A 26,506-nucleotide genomic window follows, 5' to 3' on the forward strand; every position below is an offset into this window, starting at 1 on the left:
GCTGGTCGCCAGAGCGCCCGCCCCAATAAAACCCTGCTGTTTTTATTGTTACAGCGCTCTAGGCAAACACTTCAGTTTCAGGCATATAATTTGCTTATGTTTGGCGCTCACGCGCCCTGTAGTGGATGGCGCATGTGCGCCGGCGAATAAGGTGTTAAGCCCCTGCCATGAAACCATCGCTAGTCCTCAGAATGGGCCAGCAGCTGACGATGACACCGCAGCTGCAACAGGCCATCCGCCTGCTCCAATTGTCGACCCTGGACCTGCAACAGGAAATCCAGGAGGCCCTGGAGTCCAACCCGATGCTCGAGCGCCAGGAAGAAGGCGACGACTTCGATAACACCGATCCGCTGGCCGACAACGCTGAGCAGAAACCCAATACCGATATCCAGGAACCCTCCTACCAGGAAACCGCCCCGACGGTGGACAACCTCGAGGACGGTGAATGGAACGAACGCATTCCCAACGACCTGCCGGTCGACACCGCCTGGGAAGACGTCTACCAGACCAGCGCCAGCAGCCTGCCCAGCAACGATGACGACGAGTGGGACTTCACCACCCGCACTTCGGCCGGCGAAAGCCTGCAGAGCCATCTGCTCTGGCAGTTGAACCTGGCGCCCATGTCCGACACCGATCGCCTGATCGCCGTGACCCTGATCGACTGCATCAACAATCAGGGCTATCTGGACGAAACCCTCGAGGAAATCCTCGAAGCCTTCGATCCGGAGCTGGACATCGAACTCGACGAAATCGAGGCCGTCCTGCACCGCATCCAGCAATTCGAGCCCGCCGGCATCGGCGCCCGCAACCTGGGTGAGTGCCTGCTACTGCAACTGCGCCAGCTGCCCGCCAAGACCCCTTGGCTGACTGAAGCCAAACGCCTGGTCAGCGACTTCATCGATCTGCTCGGCAGCCGCGACTACAGCCAGCTGATGCGGCGCATGAAGCTCAAGGAAGACGAACTGCGCCAGGTCATCGAACTGGTGCAGAGCCTCAACCCACGACCGGGCTCGCAAATCGAATCCACCGAAGCCGAATACGTGGTCCCCGACGTCATCGTGCGCAAGGACAACGAACGCTGGCTGGTGGAGCTGAACCAGGAGTCCGTGCCGCGCCTGCGCGTCAACCCGCAATACGCCGGTTTCGTGCGACGCGCCGACACCAGCGCTGACAACACCTTCATGCGCAACCAACTGCAGGAAGCCCGTTGGTTCATCAAGAGCCTGCAGAGCCGTAACGAAACCCTGATGAAAGTCGCCACCCAGATCGTCGAGCATCAGCGCGGCTTCCTCGAGTACGGCGACGAGGCGATGAAACCGCTGGTCCTGCATGACATCGCCGAAGCGGTGGGCATGCACGAGTCGACGATTTCACGGGTGACCACGCAAAAATTCATGCATACCCCACGGGGCATTTATGAACTGAAATACTTTTTCTCCAGCCACGTAAGTACCTCCGAAGGCGGTGAATGCTCGTCCACGGCGATCCGCGCGATCATCAAAAAACTGGTCGCCGCGGAAAATCAGAAAAAGCCGTTGAGTGACAGCAAGATCGCTGGTTTACTGGAAGCACAAGGCATTCAGGTAGCCCGTCGTACCGTCGCCAAGTACCGCGAATCCCTGGGGATCGCGCCTTCCAGCGAACGGAAGCGGTTGATGTAACCGCCGGGCTCGCCACAGCGTTCCAGTGGCAGGTCAATCGACCTGCCGCTTTATGCACTGGCAACGAAGGAGAAGCTGTATGCAAGTCAACATCAGTGGACACCAACTGGAAGTGACCGAACCTCTGCGCGCTTACATCGGCGAAAAACTCGACCGACTGGAGCGGCACTTTGACAAGATTACCAATGTGCAGGTAACGCTGGCCGTCGAGAAACTGAAGCAGAAAATCGAGGCCACGCTGCACATCCATGGTGGGGAAGTCGTCGCCAATGCAGAACATGACGACATGTATGCCGCAATCGACTTGCTCACGGACAAGCTTGACCGCCAACTGAAAAAGCATAAGGAAAAGCAACTCCACCTTCTCCAAGGCACGGGTCGCTAACACTCCCCTCCCATGATCCGACTTGAAAGCATCCTGACCCCCGGCCGTTCCCTGGTGAACGTGCCGGGCGGCAGTAAAAAACGCGCCCTCGAACAAATTGCCAACCTGATCAGCCGCGAAGTGCCTGATCTGGAGATGCAAGATGTCTTCGAAAGCCTGATTGCCCGTGAAAAACTGGGGTCTACCGGTTTTGGCAACGGCATCGCCATTCCACACTGCCGCCTCAAAGGCTGTGAGTCGCCCATCAGTGCCCTGATGCACCTGGACGCCCCCATCGATTTCGACGCCATCGACGGCGCACCGGTCGACCTGCTGTTCGTACTGCTGGTCCCGGAAGCCGCCACCGATGCGCACCTGGAACTGCTCCGGCAGATTGCCAGCATGCTGGACCGCAAAGAGGTGCGCGACAAGCTGCGCAGCGCCACCAGCAATGAAGCCTTGTACAAGGTTGTCCTGGACGAACAGAACGGTCAGTAATCATGCGTTTGATCATCGTCAGCGGCCGGTCCGGCTCGGGTAAAAGCACCGCCCTCGATGTACTCGAGGACAATGGCTATTACTGCATCGACAACCTGCCGGCCGGGCTGTTGCCCGAATTGGCCGAGCGAGCGCTGATCCATACCGAGCTGACGCAGCCACTGGTCGCCGTGTCGATCGACGCACGCAACCTGCCAAGCCACCTGTCGCGCTTCCCCGAACTACTCGAGGAAGTGCGCAGCCGGCATATCCAGTGCGATGTGGTGTACCTGGACGCTGACGAAGAAACCCTGCTCAAGCGCTTTTCCGAAACCCGTCGCCGCCACCCCTTGAGCAGCAACAATCGCTCGCTGGCCGAGGCGATTCAAGACGAAAGCCACCTGCTGGGTCCGATTGCCGACCTCGCCGACCTCAAGGTCAACACCACCAACCTGAACCTGTACCAACTGCGCGATACCATCAAGTTGCGCCTGTTGAACCAGCCGGAACCGGGCACCGCCTTCCTGGTGGAGTCTTTCGGATTCAAGCGTGGCATGCCGGTCGACGCCGACCTGGTGTTCGATGTGCGCTGCCTGCCCAACCCGTACTGGAAGCCCGAGTTGCGCGCCCAGTCCGGGCTCGACCAGCCGGTTGCCGAATACCTGGCCGCCCAGCCGGACGTCGAGGAAATGTTCCAGGACATCTCCAGCTACCTGCTGAAATGGTTGCCACGCTTTGCCGCCAGCAACCGCGCCTACGTCACTATTGCCATTGGCTGTACGGGCGGCCACCATCGCTCGGTCTACCTGACCGAACGCTTGGGCCAAGTCCTGCAAAAGTCCCTGAAGAACGTCCAGGTTCGCCACCGCGACCTTAGCTGAAAGGATCTACCCCGCGATGCCTGCTCTGGAAATTGAAATCATCAACAAACTGGGTCTGCATGCCCGTGCCTCGGCAAAGTTCGTCGGCGTGGCCGGTCAGTTTCCTTGCCAGATCCGTGCAGGGAGAACGCCGGAGTCGATGGTCGACGGCAAGAGCATCATGGCGATGATGATGCTGGCCGCCGGCAAAGGCACCAAGATTCATCTGAAGACCGAAGGCGAACAGGAGCAGGAGGCGCTGGAAGCGCTGGTGGCACTGATCAATAACTTCTTCGACGAAGGCGAGTAAGGTCGGCGGGGCAAGCCCGCCGAAAGGCACTCAGGCGAGTGCCGTATCCATGACCATCATCAGGCAAAAGCCGACACACAAGCCCAGGCTCGCCAGCTTTTCATGACCGTTGCGTCGTGATTCGGGGATCACTTCGTGGGTCACCACCAGCAGCATGGCCCCCGCCGCCAACGCCAACCCGAGCGGCAACAGCATCTCGGCCAGGCTCACCAGCCACGCACAAAGCAAGGCGAACACTGGCTCCACCAGGCCCGAAGCGGCACCGATCAGGAATGCCTTGACCCGGGACATGCCGGCGCCAGCCAGCACCAGAGCAATCACCAGGCCTTCCGGTACATCCTGCAAGGCGATGCCCATGGCCAGGCTATCCGCCTCCGGCATACCGCCACCCGCGGAAACGCCCACGGCCATTCCCTCGGGAATGTTGTGGGCGATGATGGCAAACACAAACAGCCAGATTCGCGGCGGGATGACCGGGTGCTCAAGGGTGCCCACCAGTTTCTCCGGGCTGCCCCCCGACACCTTGCGATCCACTAGAAACAACCCTAAGGCACCGAGCATGATGCCGAAGCTGATCAGGCCGCTCGAAGCCCAGGGCGACAACCCGAGTTTTTCCGCCGCGGCGATCCCGGGCACGATCAGCGAAAAGGCCGTGGCCGCCAGCATCACCCCGGCGCCGAATCCCAACAGGGTGTCACTCAGCGCCAGCGGCATCTTGCGAATGACCAGCACCGGCACTGCCCCCAGCGCGGTTCCCAGGGCACACACCGCCCCGCCCTGCAACGCACGCAACAAGCGCGGTTCCAGCTCCAGCCAGGACAAGCCCTGGGCAACCAGCAATGCAGTACCCGCCAACAGCAACAGCGAACCGAACGCGTAACGAAACATCCGCCCGCTGCTGATCGTCAGTGTTTCAGTGCCCATAGTCAGCCTTAGGTCTTTTTATCGGTGGGGGCTCAAACCAGTGCGGCCTGATAGCGCTGGGCTACTTCAGGCCAATTGATCACGTTGTAGAACGCATTGATGTATTCCGGCCGCCGGTTCTGGTAACGCAGGTAATAAGCGTGCTCCCACACGTCCAGACCGAGAATCGGGGTATTGCCATTCATCAACGGGCTGTCCTGGTTACCGCTGCTCTCGACCACCAGGGTCTTTTGCGGGGTCACGCTGAGCCAAGCCCAACCGCTGCCGAAACGGGTGAGCGCGGCCTTGGTGAAGACTTCCTTGAAGCGCTCGAAACCACCCAACTGCTCATCGATTGCCTTGGCCAGCGCACCGTCCGGCTTGCCTCCGCCAGTTGGCGCCATCACTGCCCAGAACAACGAATGGTTGGCATGGCCACCGCCCTGGTTGATGACCGCCGCCCGCAGCTTCTCCGGCAACTGCTGGACCCCGGCCACCAGTCTTTCCACCGACCAGTCGGCCCATTCGGTGCCTTCCACGGCCGCGTTGAGGTTGTTGATATAGGTCTGGTGATGCTTGGTGTAGTGAATCTCCATGGTCTGCGCGTCGATGTGCGGTTCCAGGGCGTCGTAGGCGTAGGGCAATGCAGGCAAGGTAAAGGACATATCAATGTGCTCCGTAATGAGGGGCATTCGGGGTCGCGGCGCCGGAAGTCGATTGCGCGACATTGCGCTCCAGAAGGCGATGCGTACGGGGGTATTCACCGTACTCACTGATGAAGTTGAGCAACTCGACGTAGGTCTTGCTGCTCTGGCGCAACGCAGCTTCCCGCAGCGCTGGCGCCAGACGGTTGTCCTGCATGGTCTGCAACAGCCGCTGATGGATGGCGCAGAGGTATTCCGCGCTCTCCTCCGGCTGGTTCAGGCGCAGGTGCAGGTCCGCCAGGTTGTGATGGGAGATGACACAGGCCGCGACCGCTTCATCGGCATCGCTCCAGCGCTCGAACAACACCTGCGCCAGGGCCAGGGCCTGCAAGTAATACTCACGGGCGTCCACCAAGTCGCCCTGCATGAAGAAACGGTTTGCCCTTTCGATCGTGCGTTTCCAGTGCTCCATGGTGAACCTCCAAAGCAATGTCGGGATTTACACGCCGCCCGCGGTGAGTTTTTCCGGGTCGAGCAGAATCTCCAGCTGGCGGCGTGACAGATCAGTGTGTTCAAGGGCGACGTCGATTACCGGGCGCCCCTGCTTGTAGGCGGTCTTGGCGATTTCAGCGGCCTTCTGGTAACCGATGATCGGGTTGAGCGCCGTGACCAGGATCGGGTTGCGCGACAGCGCCTCCTTGAGCTTGGGCTCGTTGACCTTGAAGCTGGCAATCGCCTTGTCCGCCAGCAGGCGGCTGGAGTTGGCCAGCAGCTCGATGCTGCTCAACAGGTTCTGGGCGATGATCGGCAGCATGACGTTCAGCTCGAAGTTGCCCGACTGCCCCGCCACCGTGATCGTGGTGTCGTTGCCGATCACCTGGGCCGCCACCATCGCCGTGGCTTCCGGAATCACCGGGTTGACCTTGCCCGGCATGATCGAGGAACCCGGTTGCAACCCTTCCAGCTCGATCTCGCCGAGGCCGGCCAGAGGCCCGGAGTTCATCCAGCGCAGGTCGTTGGCGATCTTCATCAAGGTGACCGCGATGGCCTTGAGCTGGCCCGAGACCGCCACCGCGGTGTCCTGGGAACCGATCAGGGCAAACAGGTTCTTGCCCGGCGTGAACTGCACCTGGGTCAGGCTGCTCAGTTGCCGGCTGAAACCCACGGCGAACTGCGGGTGGGCGTTGATCCCGGTGCCCACCGCGGTACCGCCCTGGGCCAGGGATTGCAGGCTCGGCAGCAGATCCTGCAGATGACCGATATTGGCCTTGAGCTGCTGCGCCCACCCTTCCAGCACCTGGCTCATGCGCACTGGCATCGCGTCCATCAGGTGAGTGCGACCGGTCTTGATGAACGGATGGACCTCGACCGCCTTGCGTTCGATGACCTGTACCAGATGCACCAGCGCCGGCAGCAGTTGTTCATGCAAGCCCAGCGCGGCGCTGACGTGAATAGTGGTCGGGATGATGTCGTTGCTGCTCTGCCCGCAGTTCACATGGTCGTTGGGGTTGACCGGCTCGCCGAGCAGACGGCTGGCCAGGGTGGCGATGACTTCGTTGGCGTTCATGTTGGAACTGGTGCCGGACCCGGTCTGGAAGATATCCACCGGGAAGTGCTGCATGAAATCGCCTTCCAGCAGGCCCTGGGCGGCATCGACTATGGCCTTGCCCTGGGATTCGCTCAGTTGTTTGAGTTCGACGTTGGCCTTGGCCGCGGCCGCCTTGGCCAGGATCAGCGCGCGGATGAACTGCGCCGGCATGCGCTGGTGGCTGATGGGAAAGTTATCCACTGCACGCTGGGTCTGTGCGCCATACAGCGCCTGCTCCGGAACATGCAGCTCGCCCATGCTGTCGCGTTCGATACGGGTATTACTCATCGGGAAATCCTTGCACCAGTTCGATAAGGGGAATGGATGGCAGCAACGAGCAGGTCGCCAGTTGCCAGGCATGGCTTTGCCAGCGCTTGAGCCGGCATTTGCAGAAAGACAGGCGTTCCAGGTCACGCAACGGACGCCAGGCCTGGTCCAGGCACTGGCTGCGCCAATGCCAGGGCAGCGCGATATCGGTAGCGGTATCGAGCAACAGGCGGAATGAGGTTTCGGCGATCAGCCAGGGCGAGGTGGCGGTGCAACACGCCAGGTAGCGCCCTTCGGCCAGGTAATGCTCGATCAGGCGCGGCTCGTCCGGATCGAGGGCACAACGGATCTGGCGGCTCATCCAGCGCCAGCTTTCGAGGTAAGGCTGCTCGTGCAAGGCAGAACTCATGACCTGGGCTCATTCGATAATGAGATTTATTATTATATGATATTGAGAATCAAAACAAGCTCGAGACCAAGCGAGCCCTGCACAGGTGGCTAGGGTTGGTCAGTGTTCAAAAGCCGGGCAATAAAAAAGCGCGCGCCCCCGGACGGGACGCGCGCTTTCGTTGCCGCTGCTGCGATTTAGCTGCCGGCGACCGTCATGCGTTCGATCAATACCGAACCGGTGCGGATGTTGCTGCGCAGCTCCAGATCGTTACCCACGGCGATGATCTGCTTGAACATGTCGCGCATGTTGCCGGCAATGGTCACTTCCTGGACAGCGAACTGGATTTCTCCATTTTCGACCCAGAAACCGGCCGCGCCCCGAGAGTAATCGCCGGTGACCATGTTCAGCCCGTGGCCCATCAGCTCGGTGACCAGCAGGCCCCGGCCCATGCGGCGCAGCAAGGCCGCCTGGTCTTCCTCGCCATGGGTCACGAACAGGTTGTGCACGCCACCGGCATTAGCGGTGCTAGGCAGGCCGAGCTTGCGCCCGGAATAAGTCCCCAGCACGTAGGACACCAGTTCGCCGTTCTCGACGAAAGGCTTGGCGTAGGTAGCCAGGCCATCGCCATCGAAGGCCGAACTGCCCAGGGCGCGCATCAAGTGCGGACGCTCATCGATGGTCAGCCACTCGGGGAACAGCCGCTGTCCCAGCGCGCCCTCGAGGAAGGACGACTTGCGGTACAGGTTGCCGCCGGAAATCGCCCCCAGGAAACTGCCGAACAATCCACCAGCCAGTTCCGCGGAAAACAGCACCGGCACTTCGCAGGTCGGTACCGGGCGCGCGCCCAGGCGGCTCGCGGCCCGTTGCGCGGCGCGCTGGCCGATGGTCACCGGGTCCGTCAGCAGATGGCCCTGGCGATTGACGTCATACCAGTAGTCACGCTGCATCTGGCCGTCGGCCTCGGCGATCATCACGCAGCTCAAGCTGTGTCGGGTCGAGGCGTAACCGCCGATAAAACCGTGGCTGTTGCCGTACACACGGCAGCCCTGGTGGGTGCTCAGGGTAGTGCCGTCGGCGTTCTTGATCCGGCTGTCGGCGGCAAAGGCCGCGGCTTCACAGGCCAGTGCCCGTTCGATGGCTTGCTCCGGGGTAATGTCCCAAGCGTGAAACAGGTCGAAGTCCGGCACGTCCCGGGCCATCAGCGCGGCATCGGCCAGCCCCGAGCTTTCGTCTTCCGAGGTGTGCTTGGCGATGGCCAGGGCCGCGGCAACGGTTTCGCGAATCGCCTCGGGACCACTGGCCGAAGTGCTGGCCGAGCCCTTGCGCTGACCGACGTAGAGCGTGATGCCAAAACCCTGGTCGCGATTGAATTCGACGGTTTCCACTTCCCGCTGGCGAACCGAAGTCGACAGGCCCTGCTCCAGAGAAACCGCCACTTCGCAGGCACTGGCGCCCTGGCGCTTGGCCTCGGCGATGATCTGCTCGACTTGTTCCTGCAGTGCCGGCAAAGCCTGCGGGCCGACGCTTTGTGCTGCACTCATGGTTTTCTCCACTCAAATTCTGCTTTCGGTTAAGGCCTTCGAGCGACCGGGCCGGACAAGCGGCCCCCGACTGGTTATCATGGCGGCGTTTCTTTGCGGACTGCCACCATGGTTGATTCTTACGACGACTCCCTCGATGGGGAGAAAAGCAAATCCCAGGTCAAACGCGAGCTGCATGCTCTGGTTGACCTCGGCGAGCGCCTTACAACACTCAAGCCCGACTTGCTGAACAAACTGCCGTTGACCGACGCCCTGCGCCGGGCCTTGGCGGATGCGCCCAAGCATGTCGCCCATATCGCGCGTAAACGCCACCTGCAATTCATCGGCAAGCTGATGCGCGATCAGGACACCAGCGCGATCCTGGTGCTGCTGGACCAACTCGACGCCTCGACTCGCCAGTACAACGAACGTTTCCATGGCCTGGAGCGCTGGCGCGATCGCTTGATCGCCGGCGATGACGCGGTCCTGGAGAAGTTCGTCGCTGACTATCCGGAAGCGGATCGTCAGCAGTTGCGCTCCCTGATTCGTCAGGCCCAGCATGAGGTGGCCCATAACAAGCCGCCTGCCTCCAGCCGTAAAATCTTCAAATACATCCGCGAGCTGGACGAGACTCAACGCGGCCTGCGCTGAGCCTCGATTCGGGTGGGTTGCCCTGCAACTCACCCGCCGCTTCACGCCTCAAGCGCCCGTGCCACCCACGGTGATCGCATCGATCTTCAAGGTCGGCTGGCCGACACCCACCGGCACCGACTGCCCATCCTTGCCACATGTCCCCACGCCACTGTCCAGCGCCAGGTCGTTACCGACCATCGACACCCGGCTCATGGCTTCCGGCCCGTTGCCGATCAGGGTCGCGCCTTTGACCGGCGCGGTGATCTTGCCGTCTTCGATCAGATACGCCTCACTGGTGGAGAACACGAACTTGCCACTGGTGATGTCCACCTGACCGCCACCCAGGTTGGCGCAGTAGATGCCTTTTTTCACCGAGGCGATGATTTCCGCCGGATCGCTTTCGCCACCCAGCATGTAGGTGTTGGTCATGCGCGGCATCGGCAGGTGCGCATAGGATTCGCGGCGACCGTTGCCGGTGCGGGCCACGCCCATCAGGCGGGCATTGAGCTTGTCCTGCATGTAGCCCTTGAGCACACCGTTCTCGATCAGGGTGGTGCATTCGGTCGGGGTGCCTTCGTCGTCGATACTCAACGAGCCACGCCGCCCGGCCAGGGTGCCATCGTCGACGATGGTGCAGAGTTTCGAGGCCACCATCTCGCCCATGCGCCCACTGTAGGCCGAGCTGCCCTTGCGGTTGAAATCGCCTTCCAGGCCGTGACCCACCGCTTCGTGCAACAGCACGCCGGACCAACCGGAACCCAGTACCACCGGCAGAGTGCCAGCTGGCGCAGGGATGGCTTCCAGGTTGACCAGGGCCTGACGCAAAGCCTCACGGGCGTAACCCATGGCGCGGTCCTCACTGAGGAAATAACGGTAATCGGTGCGCCCGCCGCCGCCATGACCGCCACGCTCGCGGCGGCCGTTCTGCTCGACGATTACGCTGACGTTGAAGCGCACCAAAGGCCGCACATCCGCCGCCAGGCCACCGTCGGTGGAAGCGACGAGAATGCGTTCCCAGACCCCGGCCATGCTGACGCTGACCTGCTGGATACGTGGGTCGAGGGCACGGGTCGCGGCGTCGACACGCTTGAGCAGCTCGACCTTTTCCGCGCGGCTGATGACTTCCAGGGGGTTGTCCGGCGCATACAGCTGGGCCACGTCCTGGGTGGTAAAGGCCTGCACGGTGCCGTTCTGCCCGGCACGGGAAATCGAGCGCGCGGCCCGGGCAGCCAGGCCGAGCGCTTCGAGGGTGATGGCATTGCTGTAGGCAAAACCGGTTTTCTCACCCGACTGCGCCCGCACGCCAACGCCCTGGTCCAGATTGAAGCTGCCTTCCTTGACGATGCCGTCTTCCAGCGACCAGGACTCGGAAATCTGCCCCTGAAAATACAGGTCGGCGGCATCGATGCCCGGGCCGGCCAGATCGCCGAGCACGCCCTGCAGGCTTTCCAGGGTCACGCCGCCGGGCGCCAGAAGGTGTTCACTGACTGAAGATAACAACCCGCTCATATGCTTTACGCCTTAAATTCGTCGTTCTTAAGCAAGTCGCTGCGCGCCTTGCGAGAAAAAGCGCCGGTGACTGGCCACCGGCATGCGCGCCCGGATGGACGCCTGTTCGCTGCTGTCGCGCTCGGCCAGCAGCACGGCCTCGCCTTGATTCTGTTGCGCCAGCACCCGGCCCCAGGGGTCGACGATGGCCGCATGGCCGAAGGTCTCCCGGGGTCCCGGATGAATGCCGCCCTGCGCCGCCGCCAGCAGGTAACACTGGGTTTCGATGGCCCGGGCACGGATCAGTACGTCCCAATGCGCCGCGCCGGTCACGGCGGTGAACGCCGAAGGGGCGCTGATCAGTTCCGCCCCGGCGGCTCGCAATTCGCTGTACAGCTCGGGGAAACGCAGGTCGTAGCACACGGTCAGGCCAACCCGGCCCACCGGCGTATCCGCCACCACCACCTGCTCTCCATGAGCATAGTCATCCGACTCCCGGTAACGGCCGCGATTGTCGGCCACGTCCACGTCGAACAGATGCAGCTTGTCGTAGCGCGCCACTTGCTCGCCGTGCTCGTCGATCAACAGCGAACAGGCACGGGCCTTGGCCTCCGGCTGGTCCACCGGGGGCAGCGGCAAGGTGCCGGCCACTATCCATAACTTGAGGTCGCGGGCGGTCTGTTTCAACCAGGGCAGGATCGGACCTTCGCCCCGGGCCTCGGCACGACCGATGGCCGCTGCGTCGCGACGCCCCATGGCGGCGAAGTTCTCTGGCAGTACGGCCAGCCGCGCACCGCCGGCAGCCGCCTGTTCCAGCAGGCTGCGCACCTGCTGCAAATTGGCCAGCACGTCGCTCTGGCTGACCATTTGAATCACCGCAAGAGACATGGCGCACTCCAGGTTGGATATGTGGCCATGCTACTCCATAGGCCCGGGCCGCGGTTTTTCAAAAAGGCTTGTCGAAGGTGATTTTCGGGTCCTTCCAGGGCCCCTTGACGCTGTACTGGACGCTGGCGAAGCGCGACACCCGGTCGCCGATCAGCTTGTCGATCAGGAACAGCGCCCCGCCGACCGCCGGCGCACCGACGATCAGCGCGGCGATCGGCAGGTTGTTGGTCACCGGCAGCGTCACCAGCAGCTTCGAGTCCACCTGGTCGGCCACCAGGTCCAGGGTGCCATTGAGCTCCAGGTTGCTCGACGGCCCGGTCAGGGTGATGGGTTCGCGGGTCACGTAGACACCGTTGCTGGCCACCAGCAAACCCTTGACCCGGTCGTAGCTCAGGCCCTTGCCGAACAGGTCGGAGAAGTCCAGGCGCAGGCGCCGGCCGATGGAGTTGAAGTTCAGCAGGCCGAAGACCCGCAGGGCCTGCGCCCCGCCTTCGACTTCCACGAACTGGCCTTTGCGCAGGGTCGCATCCAGGCTGCCCGAGAACCGCTTGAGCCCGACCCAGGCCGGCGACCCGGGCCAGCGCCCGTCCACATCCATATGGAATTCTTCGCTGGTCACGGTCGGCGCAAAGCCCCAGCCCTTGAGCACGTCCGCCAGGTTCTTGCCGCCCAGGCGGCCCTTGTACCAGCTGGTGGCCGCGCCGGGTTCGCCTTCCCAGCCGCCGGCGCCTTGCAGGACCATGCCCTTGAGGCCCAGGTCGAGGCTGTTGAAGGCCATGCCCTTGGCGGTCGGGCGCACTTTCAGCGACCAGGCGCCGATCAGGTCGTTGCCCTGGTACAGCTGATTGATCGAGAGATCCAGCGCCGGGACTTTCTTCGGGTCGACCGAGGCCAGCGGGTCCGGTGCGTTCTCGTCGGCCTGCACCGTCGGATCGGCGGCTGGCAGGCGCACGTACTGCAGATTGACCGCCATCGGCGCGGCCTTGGCATCGGGAATCGCCACGTTGCCCTTGGCCTGCTGGCTGTCGAGCTGCAGGGCCCAGGAGGATGGCTTGCGCGTCAACTGCACACGGGCCTCATCCAGGGTTGTGCCAAAACCGCTGAGCTTGCCGACCCGGAAGTCGGCGCCACTGAGCAGTTGCTTGGCGCTACCGCCCGCGTCCTGCCCGGCATAGCGATCGACCAGCGCCTTCCACGGCTCCACATCCAGTTCCGACAGCACACCGCGCACCCGCAGGCCCTTGCCCCCCGGCAACACGGCGTCGCCCTCGCCGAGGAACAACTCGCCACGGCCATCGGCAAAATTGCCGCTCGGCGCAGCGAAGGTAAAGTTGGCCAGATCGCCGTAATCGAACCAGTAACGCCGCTCGGCGCCCTGCAAGGTCATGCGCAATACACTGTCACGCCCCTGGCTGGCCGCTATGCCGAAAGGCGCGGGCAAGTCGACGGCAACCCCCTTGAGGCTGGAACTGACCATCAGTTGGCTGTCCGCACCGTCGAGGTTGAGCTGCAGCTGGTAGGGAATATCGCCGGAAACCGGCAACGGCTGGTTGTATTTCAGCCACTCCGTGAGCTTATTGACCGACACCTGGCCCTTGGCGACAACCCGGGTATCGAGCTTGCCGGGACGGCCATCGGCAAAGATCTGCGCGGTCACCGGGCGCTCGAAGGCCTGGGCGCTGATGCCCTGGCCGCTCAAGCCTTTGCTGCTGTCGAAACGGAAATCGCCCTTGAGCTGGCTCAACTCCAACTCCGGTTCGCTCAACTTGAGCCGTGCCTTGTTGGTCTTGAAGTCCACCAGCACCTTCGGCTCTTCGCCCTTGACCAGCGGGATATCCAGCTTCAGCTTGCCCTGCAGGTCGCCCTCGCCCTGCCAGCCGGCAAAAGTCGGGCCCGTGCCGATCGGCGCTTCCTGAAGAATTTTCAGACCATCACCCAGGCCGCCGGCGAACTCGCCGTCGATGAACATATGGGGGCTTTGCCCCGCGGGTACATGGGGAATATTGACGTAGACGTCGCTCACCTGGGTGTCGAGCAACTGGCCCTTGCTGGCCAGGATGCGCACACCGCTGTCCTCGATGAACACATCGCCGCTGACCTTGCCGATATGCGGCCAGCCCGGCTGGAAGGCCAGCTCGGCATCGTGCACCTTGAAGAACAGGCTGATGCTGCGCGCGGTGTCGGCCGCGCCATGGTTCAGCGAACCCTGGTACTGGAAGAAACCTTCATCCACCGCGCCCTTGAGGATCGCCGTGCGCAGCCATTCGTCCAGGGCCGGGCTGAGCACTTCGGGCAGGTACTTGGCAGTATAACGACCGTCGCCATCGACCAGGCCGACCCGCAGGTCCATATAGTCTTCCTGGGTGTGGTCGAAATGCAGGCGGATCAGGAAGTCGCCGGCGATCTTGCCCTCCTCGCCCAGGACCTTGAGGTACGGCGCGATCAGGGTGAAACCCTGCTGGTCGAGCTTCCAGGTCAGCCGGGCATTGGCCTGGAGGTACTGCCAGGGCTTGGCGAAGATCGGGTCCAGGTGCAAGGCAAAGTCCTTGCTGTCCATGCGCAACTCGCCCTGCCCCAGGTCGCCGCTGATGCTGCCGCTGACGTTACGGGCCGCCGGCGCGCCGTGATAGGCGTTGAACCCGACCTGTTCCAGGTTGGCAGCAAAACTCAGGCGCTGATCGCCGCTGACCTGCGGCCGGAAGTCGAACAGGATGTTGCGCAGCGCGCCCGTGACCTTGAGGTTGTCGATGATGGTCGCGACCTTTTCCGGCAACGGCGCCCAGGCATCCAGGACCGGCGTGAGCGGCGTCAGGTCGAGGCGGTCGGCCTGCAAGTGCCAGAGCTCTTCGGCACTGTTGACGGTACCGGTCTGTTGCAACTGCAGGCGGGACTCCCAGCGCGTCTCGCCGATGTTCATGGCCAGCGAGTCGAAGGCGACGCTGAGGCCCTGGTCGTTGCGCTGGAAATAGGCATTGAGCGCCAGGTTCTTCACGGTGATTGGTTTGCGCTCGTCATAGGCCCCGCTGACCTGCGGTGCATTCAGGCGCGCGACCAGGCTCTGCAATAAACCATCGCCCCAGCTGAGCCAGAAATCGCCACCGGCCTTGAGCTCGGAGAACTTCCACTGCTGGGTCACGTGCGGCGGCAGCCATTTCGCCCAGTCGCTTTGTGGCAGGCTCAGGTAAGCGTCGACCTGCCCTTCGCGCCAGGCGCTGGCGCGGATTCGCGTGCGCAAGCTGACCGCCAGAGGCTGGCCGTCCGGCAGGGTCAGGCGCGCATCCAGGCGTTGACGGCTGGGGCCGGCACGCAGATTGAGGCCAACGTAGGTCAAGGCGATCGCGGGATGGTCGAGCGGTTGCAGGGTCACCTGACTGTCGAGCACCGACAGCTCACTGACCATCTGCATGCGGTTGAGCAACTGCTCGGGGTCGATAGGCTGGTTATCCCGCACTGGCAGGCCTTCGAGCGCCCAGCGCCCATCCAGACCTTCCTTCAGGCTCAGGTTGAGGCCACTGAACTCAAGATGCTTGATCCGCAGCTGGCGCGCCAGGGCGCTGCCGGGCAGATCGGGCGCCACCCGCACCTGATCCAGGCGCAAGGCATTGGCGCCCTCGCCGACTATCACGTCGCGGGCCAGCAGGATCGGCGAAAAACCGCTCCAGCTGCCTTCCAGCCGGCCGACCTGCACCGGCATGCCCAGGGCTTCCTGAGCCTTGGCCTGGACCTCGGCCTGATATTCAGCCACCAGCGGGGTCAGTTCCCGACCCAGGCTGACGTACAAGGCCGTCAGCACCAGCAGCAATGCACAAAGCCCCAGCCCCCAGCGGGTCAGAGCAGCGAGAAAGCGCATCAGACGCTCCATGTCAGTTGGCCCCCGTGGCAAGAGTCATGCACAACGAGGCCAGCTGTATCCGGTAAATGTAAGGTACGCGGACTCAGAGCAGCACCACGTCGTATTGTTCCTGGGAATACATGGTTTCGACCTGAAAACGGATGGTCCGGCCGATAAAAGCCTCCAGTTCCGCGACGTTACCCGACTCTTCGTCGAGCAGCCGGTCGACCACTTTCTGGTTCGCCAGGACCCGATAACCTTCGGCCTGATAGGCCCGCGCCTCCCGCAGGATTTCCCGGAAGATTTCGTAGCAGATGGTCTCCGGGGTTTTCAGCTTGCCGCGGCCCTGGCAGCTGCTGCAGGGTTCGCACAGCACCTGCTCCAGGCTCTCCCGGGTACGCTTGCGGGTCATCTGCACCAGGCCCAGCTCGGTGATGCCGATGATGTTGGTCTTGGCATGATCGCGCTCCAGCTGTTTTTCCAGGGTGCGCAGCACCTGGCGCTGGTGTTCTTCATCCTCCATGTCGATGAAGTCGATGATGATGATCCCGCCCAGATTGCGCAGGCGCAGCTGGCGGGCAATGGCGGTCGCCGCTTCGAGATTGGTCTTGAAGATGGTTTCTTCGAGGTTGCGGTGACCGACGAAAGCCCCGGTGTTGACGTCGATGGTGCTCATGGCTTCCGCCGGGTCGACCACCAGGTAACCACCGGACTTGAGCGGCACCTTGCGCTCCAGGGCTTTCTGGATTTCGTCTTCGACGCCATACAGGTCGAAGATCGGCCGCTCGCCCGGATAGTGTTCCAGGCGATCGGCGATTTCCGGCATCAGTTCGGCGACGAACTGCGTGGTTTTCTGGAAGGTTTCCCGGGAGTCGATGCGGATCTTCTCGATCTTCGGGCTGACCAGGTCGCGCAGCGTCCGCAGGGCCAGGCCCAGGTCTTCGTAAATGACGCTGGGGGCGCCGATGGTCTTGATCTGCGCGCCGATCTGGTCCCACAGGCGGCGCAGGTAACGGATGTCCATCATGATTTCGTCGGCGCCCGCGCCCTCGGCGGCGGTACGCAGGATAAAACCACCGGCTTCCTTGATGCCTTCCTGGGCCACGCAATCGCTGACCACCTGTTTCAGGCGCTCACGCTCCGCTTCGTCCTCGATCTTCAGCGAGATGCCGACATGGGCGGTGCGCGGCATGTACACCAGGTAACGCGAAGGGATCGACAACTGGGTAGTCAGGCGCGCGCCCTTGGAGCCGATCGGGTCCTTGGTCACCTGCACCACCAGGCTCTGCCCTTCATGGACCAGGGCGCCGATGCTTTCCACCGCCGGCCCTTCGCGCAGGGAGATTTCCGATGCATGAATGAACGCCGCGCGATCCAGGCCGATATCGACGAACGCTGCCTGCATGCCGGGCAGAACCCGAACCACCTTGCCTTTATAGATATTGCCGACAATTCCGCGACGCTGGGTACGCTCGACATGGACTTCTTGCAGCACACCGTTTTCGACCACCGCCACGCGCGACTCCATCGGCGTGATGTTGATCAGAATCTCTTCACTCATGGCAGGGTCTCGTTCAGGCATATTCACTATGGATGGCCGCATCAGCAGGTACGGCGCTTAGCGCACTGCAAGGTTTTGCCAACAGGGTATGCCGAAATGGCCAAGTAGTTCTGCGGTTTCGCATACCGGCAAGCCGACGACAGCGGAATAACTGCCATTGAGCCCTGCCACGAATATCGCCGCAAGTCCCTGGATGCCATAGCCGCCGGCCTTGTCACAGGGCTCGCCGCTGGCCCAGTAGCGGGCTGCCTCGTCATCGCCGATCGCCCGGAAGCGCACCAGGCTGCGCACCACCCGCGACTCGCAGCGCTGGCCATCGAGCACGGCAATGGCGGTCAGCACTTCATGTTCGCGATCCGACAGGGCCATGAGCATCGACTGCGCATCGGCCTGGTCCAGGGGCTTGCCAAGAATTCGCCCATCCAGGACCACCGCGGTGTCGGCGCCCAGGACACAGGCCGCAGACGGGTCATCGGCGATCAGCGCATACCCGGCCGCCGCCTTGTCGCGCGCCAGGCGCTCGACATAGGCCACCGGGCTTTCATCGGGGAAAGGAGTTTCGTCGATATCCGCGCTGATGGCGGTAAAAGGCACGCCGATCTGCGTGAGCAGTTCCCGTCGACGGGGCGAGCCTGAGGCGAGGTAAAGCGATTTCATCAAGACATCTCCCTGTCGAGGTACGGGCAAATGCCTGACCGAATCAGTTGATTTTGAAACGTCGGCGCAACCCGCGCAAACCGAAGCTGACCCAAGGCCAGAGCAAGGCACTGACCAATGCCGGCAGAACCAGCGCAAGGGTCGGTTGACGGTTGCCGGTCAAGGCGCTGAGCCACAGCTGGACCAGTTGCGCCAGGCCGAAGATCACCAGGATCACCAGGCTTTGCTGCCACATCGGGAACATGCGCAAGCGTTGTTGCAACGACAGCACCAGGAAAGTGATCAGGGTCAGGATCAGCGCGTTCTGCCCCAGCAATGTGCCGTACAGCACATCCTCGGCCAGCCCCAGGCACCAGGCCGTGACCATGCCGACCTTATGCGGCAGGGCCAGGGCCCAGAACGCCAGCAGCAAGGCCAGCCAGAGCGGGCGCAGGATTTCCATGAATTGCGGCAAGGGGGACACGCTGAGCAGCATGCCGATGGCGAAGGTCAGCCAGACCATCCAGCCGTTTCGGGACATTATTCTCTTCCTCCCGTGGAGGCCGGGGCCGCGGCAGGCGGCTTGGGCGCGGCGGATCTGGTGACGGCTGGCTTGACCGGAGCCGGATGGGCCACGGGCTTGACCGGGGTCGCGGCGGCGGGTGTCGCGGGGGCAACGGCTGGAGCAGCCGGAGCAGCTGGAGCGGTCGCGGCCGCTGGCGTCGCGGGCACGACAGGCTTGGGCACCGTGGCCGGAATCACTGGCGTGACAGCACCGCCCTGCTGATCCTGCGCTTCCTGAGCCTGGGCGGCATCGTTGGCACGCTCTTCGGCGGTGCGGTTATCGCTGAACACCAGCAGCAGGTAACGGCTGCGGTTCAAGGCGGCCGTCGGCACGGCGCGCACTATGGCAAATGGCTGGCCGGAGTCATGGATCACCTCCTTGACCGTTGCCACCGGGTAACCCGCCGGGAAACGCTGGCCCAGGCCGGAGCTGACCAGCAGGTCGCCTTCCTTGATGTCCGCGGTGTCGGCCACATGACGCAGCTCAAGGCGCTCCGGGTTGCCGGTGCCGCTGGCAATCGCCCGCAGACCGTTGCGGTTTACCTGGACTGGAATGCTGTGGGTGGTGTCGGTGAGCAGCAACACGCGGGAGGTGTAAGGCATCAGCTCGACCACCTGCCCCATCAGGCCGCGGGCATCGAGCACCGGTTGCCCGAGCACCACGCCGTCGCGCTCACCCTTGTTGATGATGATGCGATGGGTGAAGGGGTTGGGGTCCATGCCGATCAGCTCGGCCACTTCGACCTTCTCATTGACCAGCGCGGAAGAGTTGAGCAACTCGCGCAGGCGAACGTTCTGCTCGGTCAAGGCGGCGAGCTTTTGCATGCGGCCCTGGAGCAACAGGTTTTCGGTCTGGAGTTTTTCGTTTTCGGCGACCAGCTCGGTGCGGCTGCCAAACTGACTGGCCACGCCCTGCCATAGCCGTTGCGGCAGGTCGGTGATCCAGTAGGACTGCATCAGCACCAGCGACATTTGGCTACGCACTGGCTTGAGCAGTGTGAAGCGGGCATCGACCACCATCAGCGCGACCGATAGCACGACCAGCACCAACAGGCGTACGCCCAATGAGGGGCCTTTGGCGAAAAGCGGTTTAATAAGCCGCTCCTCCCAGGCAAATGTTCTCTTTATTCATACGGCTTCAAACCGGCCTGGAGCAGAATGACAGAAGATAAACGCCAACAGGCAGCACTGCAAAGTGCTGCCTGCGAGCGGAACACATGGATGCACCCGGCGCGATTATTCGCTGGAGAGCAGGTCCATGGTGTGTTTGTCCATCATTTCCAATGCACGGCCACCGCCGCGGGCTACGCAGGTCAGCGGGTCTTCGGCGACGATCACCGGCAGACCGGTTTCCTGGGCCAGCAACTTGTCCAGGTCGCGCAGCAGGGCGCCACCACCGGTCAGCACCAGGCCACGCTCGGCGATGTCCGAAGCCAGTTCCGGAGGCGATTGCTCCAGCGCGCTTTTCACGGCCTGAACGATGGTTGCCAGGGACTCTTGCAGAGCTTCCAGCACTTCATTGGAGTTCAGGGTGAATGCGCGTGGCACGCCTTCGGCCAGGTTACGGCCACGAACGTCGACTTCACGGACTTCGCCGCCCGGGTAGGCAGTACCGATTTCCTGCTTGATGCGCTCGGCGGTGGATTCGCCGATCAGGCTGCCGTAGTTGCGACGCACGTAGGTGATGATCGCTTCGTCGAAACGGTCGCCGCCGACACGTACGGATTCGGCGTACACCACACCGTTCAGGGAGATCAGGGCGATCTCGGTGGTACCGCCACCGATATCCACGACCATCGAACCGCGGGCTTCTTCGACCGGCAGGCCGGCACCGATCGCGGCCGCCATCGGCTCCTCGATCAGGAACACTTCACGGGCACCGGCACCGAGGGCCGATTCACGGATGGCACGACGCTCAACCTGGGTGGACTTGCATGGAACGCAGATCAGCACACGAGGGCTGGGCTGCAGAAAACTGTTTTCGTGAACCTTGTTGATAAAGTATTGCAGCATCTTTTCGCAGACACTGAAGTCGGCGATCACGCCGTCCTTCATCGGACGAATGGCAGCAATGTTGCCCGGAGTACGACCGAGCATGCGCTTGGCTTCGGTACCGACAGCCACGACACTTTTCTGATTACCGTGGGTCCGAATGGCCACAACCGATGGTTCATTCAGGACAATACCGCGCTCGCGCACGTAAATAAGGGTGTTGGCAGTGCCCAGGTCAATGGAAAGATCGCTGGAAAACATGCCACGCAGTTTCTTGAACATGGGAAAGGGACCCTAGGCAACGCGTGGGTAAAAAAGTGCGGCAAACTCTAACAACGACAGGGATTTTGGGCAAGGCGCCAATATGTTAAATTGACTGCTTTTCTGTGCACCAACCCCCACAATCGCGGCCTTATGACCGTAGAAATGCGGTAGTGTTCCGACAATCTAACACACGGACGAGATCCGTTCTGTTTTCCACTGGAGAATCCCATGGCGCTTGAACGCTCCGACGTGGAAAAAATCGCTCATCTGGCCAGCCTTGGCCTCAATGAAGCCGATCTTCCACACATCACCTCCGACCTGAACAGCATTCTCGGGCTGGTGGATGCAATGCAGGCAGTCGATACCGACGGTATCGAGCCCCTGGCCCACCCGCTGGAAGCCAGCCAGCGCCTGCGCGCAGACGTTGTGACCGAGTCCAATCATCGCGAGGCCTATCAGTCCATCGCACCAGCGGTCGAAAACGGCCTGTACCTGGTTCCGAAAGTCATCGACTAAAGGGAAAGAGCCTGCAATGCATCACATGACCCTGGCCGAGATCGCCCGCGGACTCGCCGACAAGAAGTTTTCCTCCGAAGAGCTGACCAAGACCCTGCTGGCGCGTATCACCCAGCTCGACCCGCAGCTCAACAGCTTCATCAGCCTCACCGAAGATCTCGCGCTGCAGCAGGCCAAGGCCGCTGACGCCCGTCGCGCGAACGGTGAGAGCGGCGCCCTGCTCGGCGCGCCGATAGCCCACAAGGACCTGTTCTGCACCCAGGGCATCCGCACCAGCTGCGGCTCGAAGATGCTCGACAACTTCAAGGCGCCCTACGACGCCACCGTGGTCGCCAAACTGGCCGCCGCCGGAACCGTGACCCTGGGCAAGACCAACATGGACGAATTCGCCATGGGCTCGGGCAACGAGACCAGTTATTACGGCGCGGCGAAAAACCCATGGAACCTGGAACGCGTTCCGGGCGGTTCGTCCGGCGGTTCGGCCGCCGCAGTGGCCGCGCGCCTGTTGCCTGCCGCCACCGGCACCGACACCGGCGGCTCGATCCGCCAGCCGGCGGCACTGACCAACCTCACCGGCCTGAAGCCGACCTACGGTCGCGTTTCGCGCTGGGGCATGATCGCCTACGCCTCCAGCCTCGATCAGGGCGGCCCGCTGGCGCGCACCGCCGAAGACTGCGCGATCCTGCTGCAAGGTATGGCTGGCTTCGACCCGCAGGACTCCACCAGCATCGACGAGCCGGTTCCGGACTACAGCGCCAGCCTCAACGGCTCGCTGCAGGGCCTGCGCGTCGGTGTACCCAAGGAATACTTCAGCGCCGGCCTCGACCCGCGCATCGCCGAGCTGATCCACAACAGCGTCAAGGAGCTGGAAAAGCTCGGCGCCGTGATCAAGGAAATCAGCCTGCCGAACATGCAGCACGCGATCCCGGCGTACTACGTGATCGCTCCGGCGGAGGCCTCCTCCAACCTGTCGCGCTTCGACGGCGTGCGGTTCGGCTATCGCTGCGAAGATCCGAAGAACCTCACCGACCTGTACAAGCGCTCCCGCGGAGAAGGTTTCGGCAGCGAAGTGCAGCGCCGGATCATGGTCGGTGCCTACGCCCTGTCGGCCGGCTACTACGACGCCTACTACCTGAAGGCGCAGAAGATCCGTCGCCTGATCAAGAACGACTTCATGGCTGCCTTTAATGAAGTCGACATCATCCTTGGCCCGACCACGCCGAACCCGGCCTGGAAAATCGGCGACAAGAGCAGCGACCCGGTCGCTGCGTATCTGGAAGACGTTTACACCATCACCGCCAACCTCGCGGGTCTGCCGGGCTTGTCCATGCCCGCCGGCTTCGTCGACGGCTTGCCGGTCGGCGTGCAACTGCTCGCCCCGTATTTCCAGGAAGGCCGTCTGTTGAACGTTGCCCACCAGTATCAGTTGAACACTGACTGGCACACCCGCACCCCACAGGGTTTTTGAAACGGCTGCGCTCGGTAATGCTGCGTTGAAAACTGGCTCGTAATGCTCATTGACTGACGTCAACTCCGCTTACTCGCCAGTTTTCGCCTTGCCTTACCTTCGCTCGCGGCGCTTCAAAATCCCCTGTTATGACTTCTGAGGAGAAACACATGCAATGGGAAGTCGTGATCGGGCTGGAGATTCACACCCAGCTCACCACCAAATCGAAGATTTTCTCCGGTAGCTCCACCGCCTTCGGTGCCGAGCCCAACACCCAGGCCAGCCTGGTAGACCTGGGCATGCCCGGCGTGCTGCCGGTGCTGAACCAGGAAGCGGTGCGCATGGCGGTCATGTTCGGCCTGGCCATCGACGCCGAGATCGGCCAGCACAACGTGTTCGCCCGCAAGAACTACTTCTACCCCGACCTGCCCAAGGGCTACCAGATCAGCCAGATGGAACTGCCGATCGTCGGCAAGGGCCACCTGGACATCCCGCTGGAAGACGGCACGGTCAAACGCGTCGGCATCACCCGCGCGCACCTGGAAGAAGACGCCGGCAAGAGCCTGCACGAAGAGTTCAACGGCGCCAGCGGCATCGACCTGAACCGCGCCGGCACCCCGCTGCTGGAAATCGTTTCCGAGCCGGACATGCGCAGCGCCAAGGAGGCCGTGGCCTACGTCAAGTCGATCCACGCCCTGGTGCGCTACCTGGGGATCTGCGACGGCAACATGGCCGAAGGCTCCCTGCGCTGCGACTGCAACGTCTCGGTACGCCCGAAAGGCCAGGCCGAGTTCGGCACTCGCTGCGAGATCAAGAACGTCAACTCGTTCCGCTTCATCGAGAAAGCCATCAACTCGGAAGTCCAGCGCCAGATCGAGCTGATCGAGGACGGCGGCAAGGTCATCCAGCAGACCCGCCTGTACGACCCGAACAAGGACGAAACCCGTCCGATGCGCAGCAAGGAAGAAGCCAACGACTACCGTTACTTCCCCGACCCGGACCTGCTGCCAGTGGTCATCGAGGACTCGTTCCTCGACCAGGTACGCGCCACCCTGCCGGAACTGCCGCCGCAGAAACGCGAGCGTTTCCAGGAGCAGTTCGGCCTGTCGGTCTATGACGCCAGCGTACTGGCCTCGAGCCGTGAGCAGGCGGACTACTTCGAGCAAGTAGTGAAGATCGCCGGTGACGCCAAGCTGGCGGCCAACTGGGTCATGGTCGAGCTGGGCAGTCTGTTGAACAAGCAAGGCCTGGAAATCGACGAGGCGCCAGTCTCGGCCGAACAACTGGGCGGCATGCTGCTGCGCATCAAGGACAACACCATCTCCGGCAAGATCGCCAAGACCGTGTTCGAAGCCATGGCCAATGGCGAAGGCCAGGCCGACGAGATCATCGACAAGCGCGGCTTGAAACAGGTCACCGACACCGGCGCCATCTCCGCCGTATTGGACGAAATGCTGGCGGCCAACGCCGAGCAGGTCGAACAGTATCGCGCCGCCGATGAAGCCAAGCGCGGCAAGATGTTCGGCTTCTTCGTCGGCCAGGCGATGAAGGCCTCCAAAGGCAAGGCCAACCCGCAACAGGTCAACGAACTGCTGAAAAGCAAACTCGAAGGCTGATAGCGGCGTGGATGGCGGGCATTCGATAGTGCGCCGCCCTGTGCAGGAGCGAACTTGCTGGCGATACGTTGTCTCAGACACAACGCTATCGCGAGCAAGTCCGCTCCTGTATCTGCATTTAGGGCTCCCTTTTATGAAGTCGCTACTGGCTGCCTGTTCCCTGCTCTTTCTCCTGGCCGGCTGCGCCAGCCATGTCGTCGACCCGCGGGGTTACGACAAGACCGGCGTCGCCTCCTATTACGGTGCCAAGCATCACGGCAAACGCACCGCCAGCGGCGAACCCTTCAACCAGCACGGCATGACCGCCGCGCACCGCGAGCTGCCATTCGGCACCCGCGTCAAAGTCACCAACCTCAATAACGACAAGAGTGTCGTGGTCCGGATCAACGACCGTGGCCCGCATACCCGTGGCCGCCTGATCGATTTGTCGCGTGCCGCCGCGCAACAGTTGGGTATGATCAGAAGCGGCACCGCCAAGGTGCGCGTGCAAGCCATCAGCGACTGACCCACGGAGCCCTGATCATTTTCGGATTAACCGATTTACCGCTGCTCAGCGTCCTTCAATTGTTCAGCGGCCTGGTCCTGCTGGTCGCCGGCGCCGAGTTGCTGGTACGCGGCGCGGTCCGCCTCGCCGCCCGCCTGCGTGTACGGGCACTGATCATCGGCCTGAGCATCGTCGCCTTCGGCAGCAGCGCGCCACAGATGGCCGTCAGCCTGCAAGCCACCCTCGCCGAAAACACCGACATCGCCGTCGGCAGCGTGATCGGCAGCGGCATCTTCAACATCCTGGTAACCCTCGGCCTGTCCGCCCTGATCATTCCGCTGCGGGTATCGCGCCAGCTGGTGCGGCTGGATATCCCGTTGATGATCCTCGCCAGCCTGCTGGTGTTCACCCTGGCCTACAACGAAGAACTGACGCCCCTCGACGGCCTGATCCTGCTGGCGACCCTGATCCTCTACCTCGGGTTGCTGCTGCGCCAGTCGCGGCACTCGGCGCGCCCGCCTTCCCAGCAAGCCCCCGACGTGCCCCGCGCGCACTGGCTGAGCAGCCTGCTGTGGATGATCGGCGGCCTGCTCCTGTTGGTGTTCGCCGGCCACCTATTGGTCGAAGCGGCGGTGGAAGTCGCCACCGACCTGGGGCTGTCCGAACGCATCATCGGCCTGACCATAGTCGCCGTCGGCACGTCCCTGCCGGCCCTGGCCACCTCGCTGATCGCAGCCTTGCGTGGCCAGCGCGACATTGCCGTGGGCAACGTCATCGGCAGCAACCTGTTCAATCTGCTGGGGGTCCTGGGTTTCACCGCCCTGGTGGCACCGACGCCCCTGTCGGTATCGCCCAACGCCGTGGACTTCGACCTGCCGGTGATGCTCGGCGTCGCCGTGCTGTGCCTGCCGGTGTTCTATTCGGGTTATCGGGTCACTCGCGCCGAAGGCCTGCTGTTTCTCGGCCTGTACCTGGCCTATGGGCTGCACGTGGTGTCCTTCACCACCGGCATGCCGCTGGCCGGCAAGCTGGAAGACCTGATGCTGTTTTTCGTCCTGCCAGTGCTGGTGGCGTTCCTGCTGTTCAGTTCGCTGCGGGCCTGGCGCCGCCAACATAAAAAAGGGGAAGCGCAATGACCGAGAATAAAAAGCAGGGCGTGGAAATGCGCCGCCAGGTGATGGGCGATGCCTTTGTCGAACGCGCCCTGGGCAACGCCACCGAGTTCAGCCAGCCGCTGCAGGACTTCGTCAACGAGCATGCCTGGGGCAGTGTCTGGAACCGCGAAGGCCTGCCGCTGAAAACCCGCAGCCTGATCACCCTCGCCGCCCTGACCGCGCTCAAGTGCCCGCAGGAACTCAAGGGCCATGTCCGCGGCGCCCTGAATAACGGCTGCACGGTGGAAGAGATTCGCGAGGCGCTGCTGCATTGCGCGGTGTACGCCGGCGTACCGGCGGCGATCGACGCGTTCCGCGCCGCCCAGGAAGTGATCGACACTTACCAGAAACCCGAGTGATCGGTAGGAGCGAGGCTTGCCCGCGATAGCGACCTGCCTGACACACCGTTATCGCGGGCAATCGAGCGTCGACCGACCGCTCCTACA

At 62.7% G+C, this 26,506-nt stretch carries 26 protein-coding genes; 12 read left to right on the top strand and 14 right to left on the bottom strand.

All coding sequences use genetic code 11. The features are described from left to right. The first annotated feature begins 167 nt into the window (after window positions 1-167). The 5 genes from DK261_RS25490 to DK261_RS25510 all read left to right on the top strand — a co-directional run bounded on the left by DK261_RS25490 (window position 168) and on the right by DK261_RS25510 (window position 3,672). Complete coding sequence (locus DK261_RS25490) at window positions 168-1,661, top strand: RNA polymerase factor sigma-54 (protein WP_009042194.1); 1,494 nt, start codon at window positions 168-170, stop codon at window positions 1,659-1,661. 79 nt (window positions 1,662-1,740) lie between these two features. After that, the gene (gene hpf / locus DK261_RS25495; RefSeq protein ID WP_007929872.1) at window positions 1,741-2,046 is read left to right on the top strand and encodes a ribosome hibernation-promoting factor, HPF/YfiA family; all 306 of its coding nucleotides are present in this window, start codon (window positions 1,741-1,743) and stop codon (window positions 2,044-2,046) included. Window positions 2,047-2,058: 12 nt separating this feature from the next. Continuing rightward, window positions 2,059-2,523: a PTS IIA-like nitrogen regulatory protein PtsN gene (gene ptsN / locus DK261_RS25500; protein ID WP_007929873.1), complete on the top strand. Its 465-nt coding sequence runs from the start codon at window positions 2,059-2,061 to the stop codon at window positions 2,521-2,523. A gap of 2 nt (window positions 2,524-2,525) precedes the next feature. Next, window positions 2,526-3,383, top strand: coding sequence for an RNase adapter RapZ (gene rapZ, locus DK261_RS25505; RefSeq protein ID WP_009042193.1), 858 nt, complete (start codon window positions 2,526-2,528; stop codon window positions 3,381-3,383). 16 nt (window positions 3,384-3,399) lie between these two features. Then, a complete protein-coding gene (locus DK261_RS25510) occupies window positions 3,400-3,672 on the top strand; it encodes an HPr family phosphocarrier protein (protein WP_009046999.1) in 273 nt (90 codons plus the stop codon). A 30-nt stretch (window positions 3,673-3,702) separates the two neighbouring features. Here DK261_RS25510 and DK261_RS25515 read toward each other — a convergent pair whose 3' ends face one another. The 6 genes from DK261_RS25515 to pmbA form a co-directional block, all read right to left on the bottom strand. Further along, window positions 3,703-4,596 (bottom strand): ZIP family metal transporter, encoded by an 894-nt coding sequence (locus DK261_RS25515; RefSeq protein ID WP_096373084.1) that lies wholly within the window; start codon window positions 4,594-4,596, stop codon window positions 3,703-3,705. Window positions 4,597-4,628: 32 nt separating this feature from the next. Next, window positions 4,629-5,240 (bottom strand): superoxide dismutase, encoded by a 612-nt coding sequence (locus DK261_RS25520; RefSeq protein WP_053268219.1) that lies wholly within the window; start codon window positions 5,238-5,240, stop codon window positions 4,629-4,631. A gap of 1 nt (window position 5,241) precedes the next feature. Further along, the gene (locus tag DK261_RS25525; RefSeq protein ID WP_009046996.1) at window positions 5,242-5,691 is read right to left on the bottom strand and encodes a hypothetical protein; all 450 of its coding nucleotides are present in this window, start codon (window positions 5,689-5,691) and stop codon (window positions 5,242-5,244) included. Between the two features lie 27 nt (window positions 5,692-5,718). Further along, a complete protein-coding gene (locus DK261_RS25530; RefSeq protein ID WP_053268218.1) occupies window positions 5,719-7,095 on the bottom strand; it encodes an aspartate ammonia-lyase in 1,377 nt (458 codons plus the stop codon). Beyond that, the gene (locus DK261_RS25535) at window positions 7,088-7,483 is read right to left on the bottom strand and encodes a hypothetical protein (protein ID WP_053268217.1); all 396 of its coding nucleotides are present in this window, start codon (window positions 7,481-7,483) and stop codon (window positions 7,088-7,090) included. The genes DK261_RS25530 and DK261_RS25535 overlap by 8 nt, the downstream gene beginning before the upstream one ends. A 176-nt stretch (window positions 7,484-7,659) precedes the next feature. Next, window positions 7,660-9,006, bottom strand: coding sequence for a metalloprotease PmbA (gene pmbA / locus DK261_RS25540; protein ID WP_009046994.1), 1,347 nt, complete (start codon window positions 9,004-9,006; stop codon window positions 7,660-7,662). Between the two features lie 108 nt (window positions 9,007-9,114). Between pmbA and yjgA the strand changes: the two genes are divergently transcribed. Beyond that, on the top strand, window positions 9,115-9,636 hold the full coding sequence (gene yjgA / locus DK261_RS25545) for a ribosome biogenesis factor YjgA (protein WP_009046993.1): 522 nt from the start codon (window positions 9,115-9,117) through the stop codon (window positions 9,634-9,636). 48 nt (window positions 9,637-9,684) lie between these two features. Here the strand turns inward: yjgA and tldD are convergent, their stop codons facing one another. The 8 genes from tldD to mreB form a co-directional block, all read right to left on the bottom strand. Further along, window positions 9,685-11,127, bottom strand: coding sequence for a metalloprotease TldD (gene tldD, locus DK261_RS25550; RefSeq protein WP_007929903.1), 1,443 nt, complete (start codon window positions 11,125-11,127; stop codon window positions 9,685-9,687). A 27-nt stretch (window positions 11,128-11,154) separates the two neighbouring features. Continuing rightward, window positions 11,155-11,994: a carbon-nitrogen hydrolase family protein gene (locus DK261_RS25555; protein ID WP_110176751.1), complete on the bottom strand. Its 840-nt coding sequence runs from the start codon at window positions 11,992-11,994 to the stop codon at window positions 11,155-11,157. A gap of 58 nt (window positions 11,995-12,052) precedes the next feature. Next, the gene (locus DK261_RS25560; protein ID WP_110176753.1) at window positions 12,053-15,856 is read right to left on the bottom strand and encodes a YhdP family protein; all 3,804 of its coding nucleotides are present in this window, start codon (window positions 15,854-15,856) and stop codon (window positions 12,053-12,055) included. 73 nt (window positions 15,857-15,929) lie between these two features. Then, window positions 15,930-17,387, bottom strand: coding sequence for a ribonuclease G (gene rng / locus DK261_RS25565; RefSeq protein WP_007929907.1), 1,458 nt, complete (start codon window positions 17,385-17,387; stop codon window positions 15,930-15,932). Between the two features lie 57 nt (window positions 17,388-17,444). Continuing rightward, window positions 17,445-18,044, bottom strand: a complete 600-nt coding sequence (locus DK261_RS25570) for a nucleoside triphosphate pyrophosphatase (protein ID WP_053268213.1) — start codon at window positions 18,042-18,044, stop codon at window positions 17,445-17,447. A 43-nt stretch (window positions 18,045-18,087) separates the two neighbouring features. Continuing rightward, window positions 18,088-18,564 (bottom strand): rod shape-determining protein MreD, encoded by a 477-nt coding sequence (gene mreD, locus DK261_RS25575; protein WP_009042183.1) that lies wholly within the window; start codon window positions 18,562-18,564, stop codon window positions 18,088-18,090. Continuing rightward, complete coding sequence (mreC, locus tag DK261_RS25580) at window positions 18,564-19,682, bottom strand: rod shape-determining protein MreC (protein WP_080684153.1); 1,119 nt, start codon at window positions 19,680-19,682, stop codon at window positions 18,564-18,566. The genes mreD and mreC overlap by 1 nt, the downstream gene beginning before the upstream one ends. Window positions 19,683-19,823: 141 nt before the next feature. Next, window positions 19,824-20,861 carry a rod shape-determining protein MreB gene (mreB, locus tag DK261_RS25585; protein WP_002555108.1) on the bottom strand — a complete coding sequence of 346 codons (1,038 nt, stop codon included), beginning with the start codon at window positions 20,859-20,861 and terminating at the stop codon, window positions 19,824-19,826. Between the two features lie 210 nt (window positions 20,862-21,071). Between mreB and gatC the strand changes: the two genes are divergently transcribed. From gatC to DK261_RS25615, 6 genes are all read left to right on the top strand, one after another. Beyond that, the gene (gatC, locus tag DK261_RS25590) at window positions 21,072-21,359 is read left to right on the top strand and encodes an Asp-tRNA(Asn)/Glu-tRNA(Gln) amidotransferase subunit GatC (RefSeq protein ID WP_009042181.1); all 288 of its coding nucleotides are present in this window, start codon (window positions 21,072-21,074) and stop codon (window positions 21,357-21,359) included. A 16-nt stretch (window positions 21,360-21,375) separates the two neighbouring features. Further along, a complete protein-coding gene (gatA, locus tag DK261_RS25595) occupies window positions 21,376-22,827 on the top strand; it encodes an Asp-tRNA(Asn)/Glu-tRNA(Gln) amidotransferase subunit GatA (protein WP_016701702.1) in 1,452 nt (483 codons plus the stop codon). 149 nt (window positions 22,828-22,976) lie between these two features. Further along, window positions 22,977-24,422, top strand: coding sequence for an Asp-tRNA(Asn)/Glu-tRNA(Gln) amidotransferase subunit GatB (gene gatB, locus DK261_RS25600; protein ID WP_016701701.1), 1,446 nt, complete (start codon window positions 22,977-22,979; stop codon window positions 24,420-24,422). 133 nt (window positions 24,423-24,555) lie between these two features. Next, window positions 24,556-24,927, top strand: coding sequence for a septal ring lytic transglycosylase RlpA family protein (locus tag DK261_RS25605; RefSeq protein WP_016701700.1), 372 nt, complete (start codon window positions 24,556-24,558; stop codon window positions 24,925-24,927). A gap of 59 nt (window positions 24,928-24,986) precedes the next feature. Further along, the gene (locus DK261_RS25610) at window positions 24,987-26,042 is read left to right on the top strand and encodes a calcium/sodium antiporter (RefSeq protein WP_016701699.1); all 1,056 of its coding nucleotides are present in this window, start codon (window positions 24,987-24,989) and stop codon (window positions 26,040-26,042) included. Further along, window positions 26,039-26,419, top strand: coding sequence for a carboxymuconolactone decarboxylase family protein (locus tag DK261_RS25615; protein WP_009046984.1), 381 nt, complete (start codon window positions 26,039-26,041; stop codon window positions 26,417-26,419). Before DK261_RS25610 ends, DK261_RS25615 begins: the two co-directional genes overlap by 4 nt. The last annotated feature ends 87 nt before the right edge of the window (window positions 26,420-26,506 follow it).

This window comes from Pseudomonas sp. RW409 (assembly GCF_003184125.1).
In the GTDB taxonomy this organism is placed as follows: Bacteria; Pseudomonadota; Gammaproteobacteria; order Pseudomonadales; family Pseudomonadaceae; genus Aquipseudomonas; species Aquipseudomonas chlororaphis_I.